Annotated in this window: 13 protein-coding genes; all 13 read left to right on the top strand. The window is 71.1% G+C overall.

Annotated elements, in window-relative coordinates; all coding sequences use genetic code 11:
- The first annotated feature begins 110 nt into the window (after positions 1 to 110).
- The 13 genes from ACFV2X_RS38925 to ACFV2X_RS38865 all read left to right on the top strand — a co-directional run bounded on the left by ACFV2X_RS38925 (position 111) and on the right by ACFV2X_RS38865 (position 14,782).
- A complete protein-coding gene (locus ACFV2X_RS38925; RefSeq protein ID WP_385625964.1) occupies positions 111 to 1,727 on the top strand; it encodes a UDP-N-acetylmuramoyl-L-alanyl-D-glutamate--2,6-diaminopimelate ligase in 1,617 nt (538 codons plus the stop codon).
- Positions 1,728 to 1,789: 62 nt separating this feature from the next.
- Positions 1,790 to 3,235, top strand: a complete 1,446-nt coding sequence (murF, locus tag ACFV2X_RS38920) for a UDP-N-acetylmuramoyl-tripeptide--D-alanyl-D-alanine ligase (protein WP_385625963.1) — start codon at positions 1,790 to 1,792, stop codon at positions 3,233 to 3,235.
- Between the two features lie 8 nt (positions 3,236 to 3,243).
- Positions 3,244 to 4,311, top strand: a complete 1,068-nt coding sequence (gene mraY / locus ACFV2X_RS38915; RefSeq protein WP_089514099.1) for a phospho-N-acetylmuramoyl-pentapeptide-transferase — start codon at positions 3,244 to 3,246, stop codon at positions 4,309 to 4,311.
- A complete protein-coding gene (murD, locus tag ACFV2X_RS38910; protein ID WP_385625961.1) occupies positions 4,296 to 5,747 on the top strand; it encodes a UDP-N-acetylmuramoyl-L-alanine--D-glutamate ligase in 1,452 nt (483 codons plus the stop codon). Before mraY ends, murD begins: the two co-directional genes overlap by 16 nt.
- A gap of 54 nt (positions 5,748 to 5,801) precedes the next feature.
- Positions 5,802 to 7,484 carry a putative lipid II flippase FtsW gene (gene ftsW / locus ACFV2X_RS38905; RefSeq protein ID WP_385625960.1) on the top strand — a complete coding sequence of 561 codons (1,683 nt, stop codon included), beginning with the start codon at positions 5,802 to 5,804 and terminating at the stop codon, positions 7,482 to 7,484.
- A gap of 6 nt (positions 7,485 to 7,490) precedes the next feature.
- Positions 7,491 to 8,585 carry an undecaprenyldiphospho-muramoylpentapeptide beta-N-acetylglucosaminyltransferase gene (gene murG / locus ACFV2X_RS38900; protein WP_385625959.1) on the top strand — a complete coding sequence of 365 codons (1,095 nt, stop codon included), beginning with the start codon at positions 7,491 to 7,493 and terminating at the stop codon, positions 8,583 to 8,585.
- Between the two features lie 66 nt (positions 8,586 to 8,651).
- Complete coding sequence (locus ACFV2X_RS38895) at positions 8,652 to 9,449, top strand: cell division protein FtsQ/DivIB (protein WP_385625958.1); 798 nt, start codon at positions 8,652 to 8,654, stop codon at positions 9,447 to 9,449.
- A gap of 277 nt (positions 9,450 to 9,726) precedes the next feature.
- Positions 9,727 to 10,968, top strand: a complete 1,242-nt coding sequence (gene ftsZ, locus ACFV2X_RS38890) for a cell division protein FtsZ (RefSeq protein WP_385625956.1) — start codon at positions 9,727 to 9,729, stop codon at positions 10,966 to 10,968.
- A gap of 44 nt (positions 10,969 to 11,012) precedes the next feature.
- A complete protein-coding gene (pgeF, locus tag ACFV2X_RS38885) occupies positions 11,013 to 11,744 on the top strand; it encodes a peptidoglycan editing factor PgeF (RefSeq protein WP_385625954.1) in 732 nt (243 codons plus the stop codon).
- A 3-nt stretch (positions 11,745 to 11,747) separates the two neighbouring features.
- Positions 11,748 to 12,467 (top strand): YggS family pyridoxal phosphate-dependent enzyme, encoded by a 720-nt coding sequence (locus ACFV2X_RS38880; RefSeq protein WP_385625953.1) that lies wholly within the window; start codon positions 11,748 to 11,750, stop codon positions 12,465 to 12,467.
- Between the two features lie 123 nt (positions 12,468 to 12,590).
- On the top strand, positions 12,591 to 13,205 hold the full coding sequence (locus ACFV2X_RS38875) for a cell division protein SepF (RefSeq protein WP_014180454.1): 615 nt from the start codon (positions 12,591 to 12,593) through the stop codon (positions 13,203 to 13,205).
- Positions 13,206 to 13,278: 73 nt separating this feature from the next.
- Positions 13,279 to 13,575 (top strand): YggT family protein, encoded by a 297-nt coding sequence (locus ACFV2X_RS38870; protein ID WP_014180455.1) that lies wholly within the window; start codon positions 13,279 to 13,281, stop codon positions 13,573 to 13,575.
- Positions 13,576 to 13,624: 49 nt separating this feature from the next.
- Complete coding sequence (locus ACFV2X_RS38865; protein ID WP_385625951.1) at positions 13,625 to 14,782, top strand: DivIVA domain-containing protein; 1,158 nt, start codon at positions 13,625 to 13,627, stop codon at positions 14,780 to 14,782.
- The last annotated feature ends 65 nt before the right edge of the window (positions 14,783 to 14,847 follow it).

Raw genomic sequence — 14,847 nt, 5'->3', positions numbered from 1 at the left:
CGCGCGGGCACCTCTCGTCCCTGCGTCTCCCACCACCACCCTCAACCGTCCGCGCTGCGCGCAGCCCCCTCGTTTCGCGGGGGAGCGGGTGCGGCGGGTAGTCTCACGCCGTGCCCCAAGCTGATCAGTCTCAAACCTCCCAGCCCTCGCAGCTCTCCCCCAAGGGTGGCCCGTCGAGCTACCCGGGAGCGCCCCGGCCTCTCCAGGTCCGCGCGATCCCGCTCCGGGAGCTGGCCGATCAGCTGGGCATCGAGGCCCCCGAGGGGGCGGCCGTCACGGGTATCACCCACGACTCGCGGGCCGTACGCCCCGGCGACGTCTACGCGGCCCTGCCCGGCGCCCGCCTGCACGGCGCGGACTTCGCCGCCCAGGCCGCCGACCTCGGCGCGGTCGCCGTGCTCACCGACCCGGGGGGCGCCGACCGCGCGGCGGCCACCGGGCTGCCGGTCCTGGCCGTCGAGAACCCGCGCGGCCGGATGGGCGCGCTGGCCGCCACGATCTACGGCGAGCCGGGCCGGGACCTGCTTCAGATCGGCATCACCGGCACCTCGGGCAAGACCACGACCGCGTACCTCGTCGAGGGCGGGCTGAAGGCGGCCGCCGCCAAGGGCGACGGCTCGCTCACCGGCCTCATCGGCACCGTCGAGTCGCGGATCGGCGACGAGCGGATCAAATCCGAGCGCACCACCCCCGAGGCCACCGATCTGCAGGCCCTCTTCGCGGTGATGCGCGAGCGCGGGGTCGGCTCGCTGGCCATGGAGGTCTCCAGCCACGCCTTGGTGCTCGGCCGGGTCGACGGCTGCGTCTTCGACGTCGCCGTCTTCAACAACCTCAGCCCGGAGCACATGGAGTTCCACTCCGATATGGAGGACTACTTCCAGGCGAAGGCCCAGTTGTTCACCAAGGCGCGCAGCCGCGCCGCGGTGATCAACCTGGACGACGAGTACGGCAAGCGCCTGGTGGACCTCTCCGAGGTCCCGGTCACCACCTTCTCCGCCGAGGGGCACCCCGACGCCCACTGGCGCGCGGCCGACGTGACCGTGGGCCCGCTCGGCTCCGAGTTCACCATCCTCGGCCCGAACGGCGAGTCCGTGACCGCCGCCGCGCCCCTCCCGGGCGCCTTCAACGTCGCCAACACGCTTGCCGCCGTCGTGTCGCTCGCCGTCGCCGGGATCGACCCGCAGACCGCCGCCGACGGTGTCGCGGCCGTCCCGGGCGTGCCCGGCCGGCTTGAGCGCGTGGACGCCGGACAGCCGTATCTCGCTGTTGTGGACTACGCACACAAGACGGACGCCGTCGAGTCGGTCCTGCGCGCCCTGCGCAAGGTCACCGAGGGCAGGCTGCACGCCGTCCTCGGCTGCGGCGGCGACCGGGACCAGCAAAAACGCGGCCCTATGGGCGCCGCCGTCGCCCGTTACGCCGACACCGCCGTGCTGACCTCCGACAACCCCCGCTCCGAGGACCCGCTGGCGATCCTGGCCACCATGCTCGCGGGCGCCGCCGAGGTGCCCGCTCACGAACGCGGCGATGTGCTGGTCGACGCCGACCGGGCGCAGGCCATCGCCGCCGCCGTCGCCCGCGCCGAGCCCGGCGACACCGTGCTGGTTGCGGGCAAGGGCCATGAGCTGGGCCAGGACATCGCCGGGGTGGTACGCCCCTTCGACGACCGCCAGGTACTGCGCGAAGCCATCGAGCTCGCCATCAAACGCCAAGACAACCAGGGATGACAGACCGCCATGCGCGCACCAGCCCCCTCACGGCAGCTTCCCCGTACGGCCGGAGGTGATCAGTGATCGCCCTGTCCCTCGCCGAGATCATCGGCATCGTCGGCGGGCAGCCGCACGACATACCGGACACGGACCTGAAGGTCACCGGCCCCGTCGTGATCGACTCCCGCGAGGTGCGCCCGGGCGGCCTCTTCGCGGCGCTCCCCGGCGAGCGCGTGGACGGGCACGACTTCGCGGCCCGCGCGGTCGAGGAGGGCGCGGTGGCGGTGCTGGCCGCCCGGCCCGTCCCGGCCGCCGCCGCGGACGCCGCGCCCGTACCGTCCATCGTCGTGCCCGACGTCCAGGCCGCCCTGGGGGCGCTGGCCCGCGCCGTCGTGCAGCGCCTGGACGCCACCGTGGTCGCGCTCACCGGCTCGGCGGGCAAAACCAGCACCAAGGACCTGACGGCGCAGCTGCTGCGCCGGCTGGGCCCCACCGTGTGGACCCCCGAGTCGTTCAACAACGAACTCGGCCTGCCGCTGACCGCGATGAGCGCCGATGAGACGACCCGGCACCTGGTGCTGGAGATGGGCGCCCGGGGCAAGGGCCATATCCGGTACCTGACCGAGCTCACCCCGCCCCGGCTCGGCCTGGTCCTCAACGTCGGCACCGCCCACATCGGCGAGTTCGGCGGCCGCGAGGCGATCGCCGAGGCCAAGGGCGAGCTCGTCGAGGCCCTGCCCGCGGCCGCGGAGGGCGGGGTCGCGCTGCTCAACGCCGACGACCCGCTCGTACGCGCCATGGCGACCCGCACCAAGGCCCGTACGCTGCTGTTCGGCGAGGCCGCCGACGCCGACGTACGTGCCGAGAATGTCCGGCTCGCCGACGGCGGTCGGCCGTCCTTCACCCTTCACACCCCTACCGGGTGCAGCGAAGTGACCATGCGCCTGTACGGTGAGCACCACGTGTCGAACGCGCTTGCCGCGGCCGCCGTCGCCCATGAGTTGGGCATGTCCGTCGACGAGATCGCCGTGGCGCTCTCCGAGGCGGGGCAGCTCTCCCGCTGGCGGATGGAGGTCACCGAGCGCCGGGACGGCGTGACGGTCGTCAACGACGCCTACAACGCGAACCCCGAGTCCATGCGAGCCGCGCTCCGCGCGCTGGTCGCGATGGGCGCGGCCGGCCAGGCGGAAGGGGGGCGCACGTGGGCGGTGCTGGGCCCGATGGCCGAGCTCGGCGAGGAGTCACTGGCCGAGCACGACGCGGTCGGGCGGCTGGCCGTCAGGCTCAACGTCAGCAAGCTCGTGGCGGTCGGCGGCCAGGAGGCCGCATGGCTCGACATGGGCGCCAAGAACGAGGGTTCGTGGGGTGAGGAGTCGGTGCACGTGTCCGACGTGCGGGCGGCGGTCGATCTGTTGCGCAGCGAGCTGCGACCGGGGGACGTCGTGTTGGTGAAGGCATCCAGATCGGTGGGGCTGGAGCGGGTCGCGCAGGCGTTGCTCGAGGGCGAGGGTGAGGTCGTCCGCTGATGGGTGGCATGAGGCAGATCCTCTTCTCGGGAGCCATCGGGCTCTTTCTGACCCTGATCGGCACCCCGCTGCTGATCAAGCTGCTGGCGCGCAAGGGCTACGGCCAGTTCATCCGGGACGACGGCCCGCGCTCCCACGGCAGCAAGAAGGGGACGCCCACCATGGGCGGTATCTCCTTCATCCTGGCCACGCTGATCGCCTACGCCCTGACGAAGGTGATCACCGGCAGCGAGCCCACCTTCTCCGGTGTGCTGGTGCTCTTCCTGTTCGCAGGCATGGGCCTGGTCGGCTTCCTGGACGACTACATCAAGATCGTCAAGCAGCGGAGCCTGGGTCTGCGGGCCAAGGCCAAGATGCTCGGCCAGCTGATCGTCGGCGTCGCCTTCGCGATCCTCTCGCTGAACTTCGCCGACTCCCGGCAGCAGACCCCCGCCTCCGACCGGCTCTCCTTCGTCCAGGACTTCGGCTGGTCCTTCGGCCCGGTGATCTTCGCGATCTGGGCGCTGTTCATGATCCTGGCGATGTCGAACGGCGTGAACCTCACCGACGGCCTCGACGGCCTGGCCACCGGCGCCTCCGTGATGGTCTTCGGCGCCTACACCTTCATCGGCGTCTGGCAGTACCAGGAGTCCTGCGCCAACGCGCAGACCCTCACCAATCCCTCGTCCTGTTTCGAGGTCCGTGACCCGCTCGACCTCGCGGTCGTCGCCTCCGCGCTGATGGGCGCCTGCTTCGGCTTCCTGTGGTGGAACACCTCGCCCGCGAAGATCTTCATGGGTGACACCGGCTCCCTCGCGCTCGGCGGCGCGCTCGCCGGCCTGGCCATCTGCTCCCGCACCGAGCTGCTGATGGCCATCCTCGGCGGTCTGTTCGTCCTGATCACCATGTCCGTGGTCATCCAGGTCGGCTCCTTCCGGCTCACCGGGCGGCGCGTCTTCCGGATGGCGCCACTACAGCACCACTTCGAACTCAAGGGGTGGAGCGAGGTCCTTGTGGTGGTCCGGTTCTGGATCATCCAGGGCATGTGCGTGATCGTCGGACTCGGCCTCTTCTACGGGGGATGGCGAGCCCAGTGACACTGGACGTCTCCGACCTCGCCGGGCGGCATGTCACCGTCGCCGGACTCGGCGTCTCCGGGGTCCCCGCGGCGCGTGCGCTGCGGGGCCTCGGGGCCACGGTGACCGTCGTCAACGGCGTCGACGGCGAGCGGCAGCGCGCCGAGGCGGCCGAACTGGAGGCGCTGGGCGGCGTCACGGTGCGGCTCGGCGACGGGGACACATTGCCCCAGGGCACGGAGCTGATCGTCACCACGCCCGGCTGGAAGCCGAGCAGCCCGCTGTTCCTGGCGGCCGCAGAGGCCGGCGTGCCGGTGTGGGGCGATGTGGAGCTGGCGTGGCGGCTCAGGAAGGCCGACGCGCCGCCGTGGCTCGCGGTCACCGGCACCAACGGCAAGACCACCACCGTGCGCATGCTGGCCGCCATCCTGGAGGCGGCCGGGCTGCGCACCGCCGCCGTCGGCAACATCGGCGTCTCGCTGCTGGACGTGGTGCTCGGCGACGAGCCGTACGACGTACTGGCCGTCGAGCTCTCCAGCTACCAGCTGCACTGGGCGCCGTCGCTGCGCGCCCACTCCGGCGCCGTGCTCAACCTCGCGCCCGACCACCTCGACTGGCACGGCTCGATGGCGGCGTACGCGGCCGACAAGGGCCGTATCTACGAGGGCAACCAGGTCGCCTGCGTCTACAACGTCGCCGACCCGGCCACCGAGGACCTGGTGCGCGCGGCCGATGTCGAGGAGGGCTGCCGGGCGATCGGCTTCACCCTCGGCACGCCCGGCCCGTCCCAGCTCGGCGTCGTCGAGAACATCCTGGTCGACCGGGCCTTCGTGGCGAACCGGCAGAAGCAGGCGCAGGAGCTCGCCGAGGTCTCCGATGTGAACCCGCCGGCCCCGCACAACATCGCCAACGCCCTCGCGGCGGCCGCCCTGGCCCGCGCCTTCGGCGTCCCGCCCGCCGCCGTACGGGACGGCCTGCGCGCCTTCCGGCCCGATCCGCACCGCGTCGAGCATGTCGCGGACGTGGCCGGGGTGGCGTACGTGGACGACTCCAAGGCCACCAACACCCACGCGGCCCAGGCGTCGTTGGACAGCTTCGAGCACATTGTGTGGATCGCGGGCGGCCTGGCCAAGGGCGCCACTTTCGACGAGCTGGTGGTCGCCTCGGCGAAGCGGCTGCGCGGGGTCGTGCTGATCGGTGCGGACCGCGCCCTGATCGGCGAAGCCCTCGCGCGACACGCGGCAGATGTCCCGGTTGTGGACCTCGACCGGACCGACACTGGGGCGATGGCGGCGGCTGTCCGGGAAGCGGCCCGGCTCGCCCGGCCGGGCGATACGGTCCTGTTGGCTCCGGCCTGCGCCTCGATGGACATGTTCGTCAACTACAACAAGCGGGGCGACGCCTTCGCCGCGGCGGTTCACGATCTGGCCTCCGGCCGGGTCCCGGACGATCAGTAGCCCGCCGGTCCCCCGCGCGGACCGCTCGCGCGGGGACCTTGGAGGGGATACGACATGACGGCTGACCAGCCCGCCGCGCCGCGACCCTGGAAGCCCGGCCGCCCGGGCGCCGGCCGCGGCGCGCCACGGGACCGGGCGGCTTCCCGGGACCGGGCGACCCCGCGGGCACAGGCGACCCCGCGGGACCGGACGCCCCCGCGCGCCCAGGCCGGCTCGCGGGAGCGCGCGGGCGCCCGGGAGCGGGCGGCCACGCCGGAGCGGACGGCCGGGCGCCAGGGCGGCGCGGCGCGTCAGAGCGGCGCCGCGCGTCAGGGCGCGGCGGGGCGTAAGCGCGTGGCGGGGCGCGAAGGGACGGCCGCGAACAAGGCGGCGGCCCCCAGGGAGCGGACGGCCGCCCGCGAGCGGGCCCTGCGCTTCGCCCGACCCGAGCGCGGTCCGGGCGCCCCCCGCTCACCCCGCCGTCCCACCCGCGGAAGCGTGCCGGCCGCGCTGCGCCGAGCGCAGACGCGGCTCAGAAAGGCCTGGGACCGGCCGCTGACCGCGTACTACCTGATCATGGGCGGCAGCCTGCTGATCATCGTGCTCGGCCTGGTGATGGTCTACTCCGCCTCCCAGATCAAGGCACTGCAGTCGGGCCTGGCCCCCTCCTACTTCTTCCGCAAGCAGCTGTTCGCCGCCGCGCTGGGCGGCGTACTGCTACTGCTCGCCGTACGCATGCCCATCAAGCTGCACCGCGCCTTCGCCTATCCGCTCCTGGCGGGGTCGGTCTTCCTGATGTGCCTGGTCCAGGTGCCGGGGATAGGGGTGGCGGTCAACGGCAACCAGAACTGGATCTCCTTCGGCGGCCCGTTCCTGCTGCAGCCCTCGGAATTCGGCAAGCTCGCGCTGGTGCTGTGGGGGGCCGATCTGCTGGCCCGCAAGCAGGACAAGCGGCTGCTGAACCAGTGGAAGCACCTGCTGGTCCCGCTGGTGCCCGCGGCGGGCATGCTGCTCGGCCTGATCATGCTGGGCGGGGACATGGGCACCGCGATCATCCTCACCGCCATCCTCTTCGGCCTGCTGTGGCTGGCCGGCGCCCCCACCCGGCTGTTCGCCGGGGTGCTCGCGTTCGCCGTGGCGATCGGCGCGCTGCTGATCAAGACCAGCGCCAACCGGATGTCCCGGCTCGCCTGTATCGGGGCCACCGAGCCCGGCCACAATGATCAGTGCTGGCAGGCGGTGCACGGGATCTACGCCCTGGCCAATGGCGGCTGGTTCGGTTCCGGACTGGGCGCAAGTATGGAAAAATGGGGCGAACTACCTGAACCGCACACCGACTTCATCTTCGCCATTACCGGGGAGGAACTCGGCCTCGCGGGGACGCTGTCGGTGCTCGTACTCTTCGCGGCTCTAGGCTATGCGGGTATCCGCGTGGCCGGACGCACGGAGGACCACTTCGTGAGGTATGCCGCGGGAGGCGTGACCACCTGGATCACGGCCCAGGCCGTGGTCAATATCGGCGCGGTGCTCGGTCTGCTGCCGATCGCCGGGGTCCCGCTCCCGCTGTTCTCCTACGGAGGGTCCGCCCTGCTGCCGACCATGTTCGCGATCGGCCTGCTGATCGCCTTCGCGCGGGCGGAGCCGAGCGCGCGGGCGGCACTGGCGACGCGGCAGCCTGCTTTGTGGAAGAAGCTGGCTCGGGTGAGACGGAAGACGATGAGACGGCGCGTCAAGAAGCGGCCGTCCGGAGAGCGGTGAATTTCGGTGCATGTCGTACTCGCCGGTGGGGGGACCGCCGGCCACATCGAGCCCGCGCTCGCCCTCGCGGACGCCCTGCGCAGGCAGGATCCGACCGTGGGGATCACAGCGCTCGGCACGGAGCGGGGGCTCGAGACCCGGCTCGTGCCCGAGCGCGGTTACGAACTCGGGCTGATCCCCGCCGTGCCGCTGCCGCGTAAGCCCACCCCCGAGCTGATCACCGTCCCCGGGCGGCTGCGCGGCACGATCAAGGCCGCCGAGCAGATCCTGGAGCGCACCAAGGCCGACTGCGTGGTCGGCTTCGGCGGCTATGTGGCGCTGCCCGGCTATCTGGCCGCCAAGCGGGCCGGGGTGCCCATCATCGTCCACGAGGCCAACGCCCGACCGGGCCTCGCCAACAAGATCGGCTCCCGCTACGCCAAGTTCGTCGCGGTCTCCACCCCGGACAGCAAGCTGCGCGGCGCCCGCTACGTCGGCATCCCGCTACGCCGCACCATCGCCACCCTCGACCGGGCGGCGGTCCGCCCCGAGGCGCGCGCCGCCTTCGGGCTCGACCAGAACCTGCCGACGCTCCTGGTCTCCGGCGGCTCCCAGGGCGCGCGCCGGCTGAACGAGGTGGTCCAGGCGGTCGCCCCGTTCCTGCAGCGGGCCGGAATCCAGATCCTGCACGCGGTCGGACCGAAAAACGAACTGCCGCGCGTGGACAACATGCCCGGTATGCCGCCCTATGTGCCGGTACCGTACGTGGATCGGATGGACCTCGCGTACGCCGCGGCGGACATGATGCTCTGCCGCGCGGGCGCGATGACCGTCGCCGAGCTGTCCGCTGTCGGGCTGCCGGCCGCCTACGTCCCGCTGCCCATCGGCAACGGCGAGCAGCGGCTCAACGCCCAGCCGTTGGTCAAGGCCGGTGGCGGGCTGCTGGTCGACGACGCGGAGCTGACCCCCGAGTGGGTGCAGGCCAATGTGCTCCCCGTGCTCGGCGACCCGCACCGGCTGTACGACATGTCCCGGCGCGCCGCCGAGTTCGGCCGCCGGGACGCCGACGAGCTGCTGGTCGGCATGGTGTACGAGGCAATCGCGGCGCGCCGCCAGATGTGAGGCCGGTCCGGTCCGGAGGGCGACCTCGAGGACCCCTCCGGACCGGAAGAAAGAAGGTGGGCAAGCGTGGCCGGAGCGACGACCGCCAAGGGCGGTGCCCGCAGGACGCCGCCGCCCGGCCCGCCCCCGCCCGCCCTCAAGGCGCGCCGCCGCCTCCGGCTGCCCCGCCGCCGCACGCTGCTGGTGACGGGGGTGGCGACCGCGCTCCTCGGCTCCGGCGTCACCTGGCTGCTGTACGGGTCGAGCTGGCTGCGGGTCGAGCATGTGGCCGTCAGCGGCACGGCCGCCCTCACCCCTGGCGAGGTGCGCGAGGCCGCGGCCGTCCCGCTGAACGAGCCGCTGGCGGCGGTGGACACCGACTCCGTCGAGCACAGGCTGCGGACACGGCTGTCGCGGATAGCGGAGGTGGATGTCTCGCGGTCCTGGCCGGACACCATCGCCGTACGGGTGACCGAGCGCAGGCCCGAGGCGATCGTCGAGAAAGCCGGCAAGTTCCTCGAAGTCGACGAGGAAGGTGTGCTGTTCGCGACCGTTCCGCAGGCGCCGAAGGGCGTTCCACTGCTGCAAGTGGAGGCGGACCGGTCGCCGAGTTCCCGCCATTTCGGCACGACCAGGCTGCGCCGCGAGGCAGTCGCCGTGATCGCCCAACTGCCCGAGAAGGTCCGGGCGGACACTCTTTCCGTCCGGGTCCGCTCCTATGACTCGATCGCGCTCGGACTGACCCGTGGCCGTACGGTCGTATGGGGCAGCTCCGAACGCGGGGCGGCGAAGGCGAAGACCCTCACCGCGCTTATGAAGGCCGTACCGGACGCGGAGCGCTACGACGTCAGTGCGCCGACCGCCCCCGCGGTGACGCATAGTTGACGTAAATAGCGGGAGGCCAGGACCCTGGTTGGCTTGTCCGCTGGGTGATCACATAGGGTGAAAAGAAAAACGGGAGGTTCGGCGTGTTCGTTGAACGCGCGCCACTTGTCGACTTAGTGTCCTGTTCCGAAGACTCCGGGAAACATAGGCACTGGTAACCCTAAACTTCAGCGTTAGGGTTGGGGTCGGCGATCGGAACCGTCCCATTCGGCATCAGTCGGCGCACCGCGGCAACGGCGGGGTGGCGACACGTAACTCGAGGCGAGAGGCCTTCGACGTGGCAGCACCGCAGAACTACCTCGCAGTCATCAAGGTCGTCGGCATCGGCGGCGGTGGCGTGAATGCCATCAACCGGATGATCGAGGTCGGGCTCAAGGGCGTCGAGTTCATCGCGATCAACACCGATGCGCAGGCCCTGCTGATGAGTGACGCGGACGTCAAACTCGACGTCGGCCGCGAACTCACCCGCGGCCTCGGCGCCGGCGCCAATCCCGACGTCGGCCGGAAGGCCGCCGAGGACCACCGCGAGGAGATCGAGGAGGTCCTCAAGGGGGCCGACATGGTCTTCGTCACCGCGGGCGAGGGCGGCGGCACCGGCACCGGCGGCGCGCCCGTCGTCGCCAACATCGCCCGCTCGCTGGGCGCGCTGACGATCGGCGTGGTCACCCGTCCGTTCACCTTCGAGGGCCGCCGCCGCGCCAATCAGGCCGAGGACGGCATCGCGGGGCTGCGCGACGAGGTCGACACCCTCATCGTGATTCCGAACGACCGGCTGCTGTCCATTTCGGACCGTCAGGTGAGCGTGCTCGACGCGTTCAAGTCCGCGGACCAGGTGCTGCTCTCGGGCGTCCAGGGCATCACCGACCTGATCACCACCCCGGGCCTGATCAACCTCGACTTCGCGGACGTCAAGTCCGTGATGTCCGAGGCGGGCTCGGCGCTCATGGGCATCGGCTCGGCCCGCGGCGACGACCGCGCGGTGGCCGCCGCCGAGATGGCGATCTCCTCGCCGCTGCTGGAGGCATCCATCGACGGTGCGCGTGGAGTGCTGCTCTCCATCTCCGGCGGCTCCGACCTCGGCCTGTTCGAGATCAACGAGGCCGCACAGCTGGTGAGCGAGGCCGCGCACCCCGAGGCCAACATCATCTTCGGCGCGGTGATCGACGACGCGCTCGGCGACGAGGTCCGGGTCACCGTGATCGCGGCTGGCTTCGACGGCGGTCAGCCGCCGGCCAAGAACCGCGACAAGGTGCTCGGCTCCTACGGCGGCGGCAGCCGCGACGAGGGTCTTGGCCCGGTCGGCGCCGGCACCGGCCGTTCGTCCTCCGACACCGGCAGCCGGCCGTCGTTCGGCGGGCTCGGCAGCGTCACCCCGCGCGAGGAGGAGTCCAGGCCCGAGCCGACCCCCGTCGCCGAGGTCCCGCCGCCCGCCCCGATCCCCGCCCCCCAGGTCCCGCCGGCCCGTCCGTACCAGGACAGCCAGGCCGAGGAGCTGGACGTGCCGGACTTCCTCAAGTGAGCCGTGCCGACATGGCTCCACGGCGATCCTGAAGCGATCCAGAAGTGATAGCGCAACAGCACGACGCGAGCGGCGCGCACTTCGCCTTCACCGACCGGTGGGGCGGAGTGAGCGCCGCTCCGTATGACGAGCTCAACCTCGGCGGCGCGGTCGGCGACGACCCCGCGGCCGTACGGACCAACCGCGAACTGGCGGCCAAGGCGATGGGCCTGGACCCGGCCGAGGTCGTCTGGATGAACCAGGTGCACGGCCGGGACGTGGCCGTGGTCGACGGACCGTGGGGCGACCGCGAGGTCCCGGCGGTCGACGCGGTGGTGACGGCCCGTCGCGGGCTCGCCCTCGCCGTCCTGACCGCCGACTGCACCCCGGTGCTGCTGGCCGATCCGGTGGCCGGGGTCGCCGGGGCCGCGCACGCCGGGCGGCCGGGCCTGGTCGCCGGGGTCGTGCCCGCGGTGGTGCGGACGATGACCGAACTGGGCGCGGACCCCGCCCGGATCCTCGCCCGTACGGGTCCCTCGGTCTGCGGTCGCTGCTACGAGGTCCCCGAGGAGATGCGCGCCGAGGTCGCGAAGACCGTGCCCGCGGCGTGGGCCGAGACCAGTTGGGGCACCGCGGCGGTGGATGTGACCGCCGGCGTGCGCTCCCAGCTCGCCCACGCGGGCGTGAAGATGGAAGAGCACTCCCACATCTGCACGCTGGAATCGACGGACCACTTCTCGTACCGGCGCGAGCGCACCACGGGGCGGCTCGCGAGCTATGTCTGGTTGGGCGGCTGAGCTGTGACGGATCGCAGAACGGAACTGGCCGAAAATCTTGCTCGCGTGGAGGAACGTATCTCCGCGGCTTGTGCGGCTGCCGACCGCAAACGTGAAGATGTCACGTTGATTGTGGTGACCAAGACCTACCCGGCGAGCGATGTCCGGCTCCTCGCGGAACTCGGCGTTCATCACGTGGCGGAGAATCGCGATCAGGACGCGGCGCCCAAAGCTGCTGAATGTGCCGATCTTCCGTTGATTTGGCACTTCGTTGGGCAATTGCAGACCAATAAGGTGCGATCGGTGGCTAGTTACGCCGATATGGTGCAATCCGTCGATCGCAAGCGGCTGGTTGACGCGCTGTCGCGTGCGGCGGTGGGGGCCGGCCGTGAACTGGGCTGTCTGATTCAGGTGGCGCTCGACGCGGAGTCGGGTCAACAGGGAGAACGGGGAGGTGTCGCGCCGGACGGGGTGGAAGCTCTTGGCGACGCGGTGGTCGAGGCCCAGGGGCTGCGGCTGGACGGTCTGATGACGGTCGCTCCGCTGGCCGGACCGTTTGCGGGGCGGCCGCGGGCCGCCTTCGATCGGCTGATGGAAATCTCATCCAGCCTGCGCGCGGCTCATCCTGCTGCGAACATGGTCTCGGCGGGGATGAGCTCGGATCTCGAGGACGCGGTGGCTGCCGGGGCGACACATGTGCGCGTCGGCACGGCGGTGCTCGGAGTCCGACCCAGGCTCCGGTAACGTCGCGAAGAAGTCGGACCACAGCACAAAATATGGTCATTCCCGCCAAAAGGCGGGCAGGCCGCGTGGATCCAAGGCATCCGGTGGCGGAGCCGATCCACCACAGAGCGGAGGACGCAGAGAATGGCCGGCGCTATGCGCAAGATGGCGGTCTACCTCGGCCTCGTGGAGGACGATGGGTACGACGGCCGGGGATTCGACCCCGACGACGAGTTCGAGCCCGAGCCGGAGCCCGAGCGGGATCGTCGCAGGCATCAGGTGACGGAAACCGAGCCGCGGTCGGAGAGGGGCGAATCTGTACGAGTCGTCCATCCCCCGGCGCAGCGTGAACCCGCCCCGCTCGTACCGGAAACCGGGCGACCCGCGCGAATCGCCCCCGTGGCATCCATCACACCTGAACGTCAGAACTTGGAGAAGAACGCGCCGGTGATCATGCCCAAGGTCGTGTCCGAGCGAGAGCCGTACCGCATCACGACGCTGCACCCCAGGACCTACAACGAGGCCCGTACTATCGGGGAACACTTCCGTGAGGGCACCCCGGTGATCATGAACCTCACGGAGATGGATGACACGGATGCAAAGCGACTTGTCGACTTTGCGGCCGGACTCGTGTTCGGCCTCCATGGGAGCATTGAGCGGGTGACTCAGAAGGTGTTTCTGTTGTCTCCTGCTAACGTCGATGTCACGGCGGAGGACAAGGCCCGTATCGCAGAGGGCGGGTTCTTCAACCAAAGCTGAGACGCAACACGGCAACACCGAGTCATCAACAGGCCGTACGGCCGAGCACGCAAGGGGAGAGGGACACAGCGGGATGGGCATCGCACTGCAGGTGATCTACATCGCGCTGTATTGCTTCCTGATCGTGCTGATCTTCCGGCTGGTGATGGACTACGTCTTCCAGTTCGCCCGCTCGTGGCAACCCGGCAAGGCGATGGTGGTCATCCTGGAGGCCGCCTACACTGTCACCGATCCGCCGCTGAAGCTCTTGCGGCGGTTCATCCCGCCGTTGCGTCTCGGGGGTGTGGCGCTCGACCTGTCCTTCTTCGTTCTGATGATCATCGTCTGGATCTTGATCACCGTCGTCCGCAATTTTGCGAGCAGCGTGTGAACGATACGGTCTTGCCGATTGCCGACGACTACGTTGAGGTGAGTTAGAGATGCCGTTGACCCCCGAGGACGTGCGGAACAAGCAGTTCACGACCGTCCGCCTCCGAGAAGGCTATGACGAGGACGAGGTCGATGCCTTCCTCGATGAGGTCGAAGCCGAACTGACCCGGCTGCTGCGGGAGAACGAGGATCTGCGCGCCAAGCTGGCCGCCGCGACCCGTGCCGCCGCGCAGAGTCAGCAGCAGAACATGCGTAAACCGCCGGAACAGCAGGAGCGACCCGGCGCCCCTGTGCCCGCCGCCATATCCGGACCGCAGCCCGTGCCGCCCGGCCAGCAGCAGATGGGTGGCCCGCCCCAACTTCCGGGCGGTGCCCCGCAGCTGCCGGCAGGCCCGATGGGCCAGGGTGGACCGGGTCCGATGCAGGGCGGTCCCATGGGTCAGGGCGGCCCGATGGGTCAGGGCGGTCCCATGGGCCAGGGCGGACCGGGCCCGATGGGGCAGGGGGGTCCGATGGGCCCCGGTGGCCCCATGGGCGGTCCGATGGGTGGCCCCGGCGGCCCGCAGCTGCCGCAGCCGGGCCAGGGCCCGGGCGGCGACAGCGCCGCGCGCGTGCTCTCGCTCGCGCAGCAGACCGCCGACCAGGCGATCGCCGAGGCCCGTTCCGAGGCCAACAAGATCGTCGGTGAGGCCCGCAGCCGCGCCGAGGGCCTGGAGCGGGACGCCCGCGCCAAGGCCGACGCGCTGGAGCGGGACGCGCAGGAGAAGCACCGCGTCGCGATGGGCTCGCTGGAGTCGGCCCGCGCCACGCTGGAGCGCAAGGTCGAGGACCTGCGCGGCTTCGAGCGCGAGTACCGCACGCGGCTGAAGTCGTACCTGGAGAGCCAGCTGCGCCAGCTGGAGAACCAGGCCGACGACTCCCTGGCCCCGCCGCGCACCCCGGCGACCGCCTCGCTGCCGCCGTCCCCGTCGATGACCGGCTCCATGGCCTCGGCCGGAGCGGGCGCGATGGGCGGCCACACCATGGGCGGCAACCAGCCCATGGGCGGCCACACCCAGGGCGGCGGCGCGCCGTCCTACGGTGGCCAGCAGCAGATGTCCCCCGCGATGACCCAGCCGATGGCTCCGGTGCGCCCGCAGGCCCCGCAGCCGATGCAGCAGGCGCCGAGCCCCATGCGCGGCTTCCTCATCGACGAGGACGACAACTGACGCGGCGGCGCGCGGCGTAGCGCGCAGCGCGTAAAGGTCGGCAATCAGACGGGCCGGGCCGGGAG

The organism is Streptomyces sp. NPDC059679 (assembly GCF_042734105.1).
In the GTDB taxonomy this organism is placed as follows: domain Bacteria; phylum Actinomycetota; class Actinomycetes; order Streptomycetales; family Streptomycetaceae; genus Streptomyces.
This window is presented reverse-complemented; position numbering and strand designations above follow the sequence as displayed.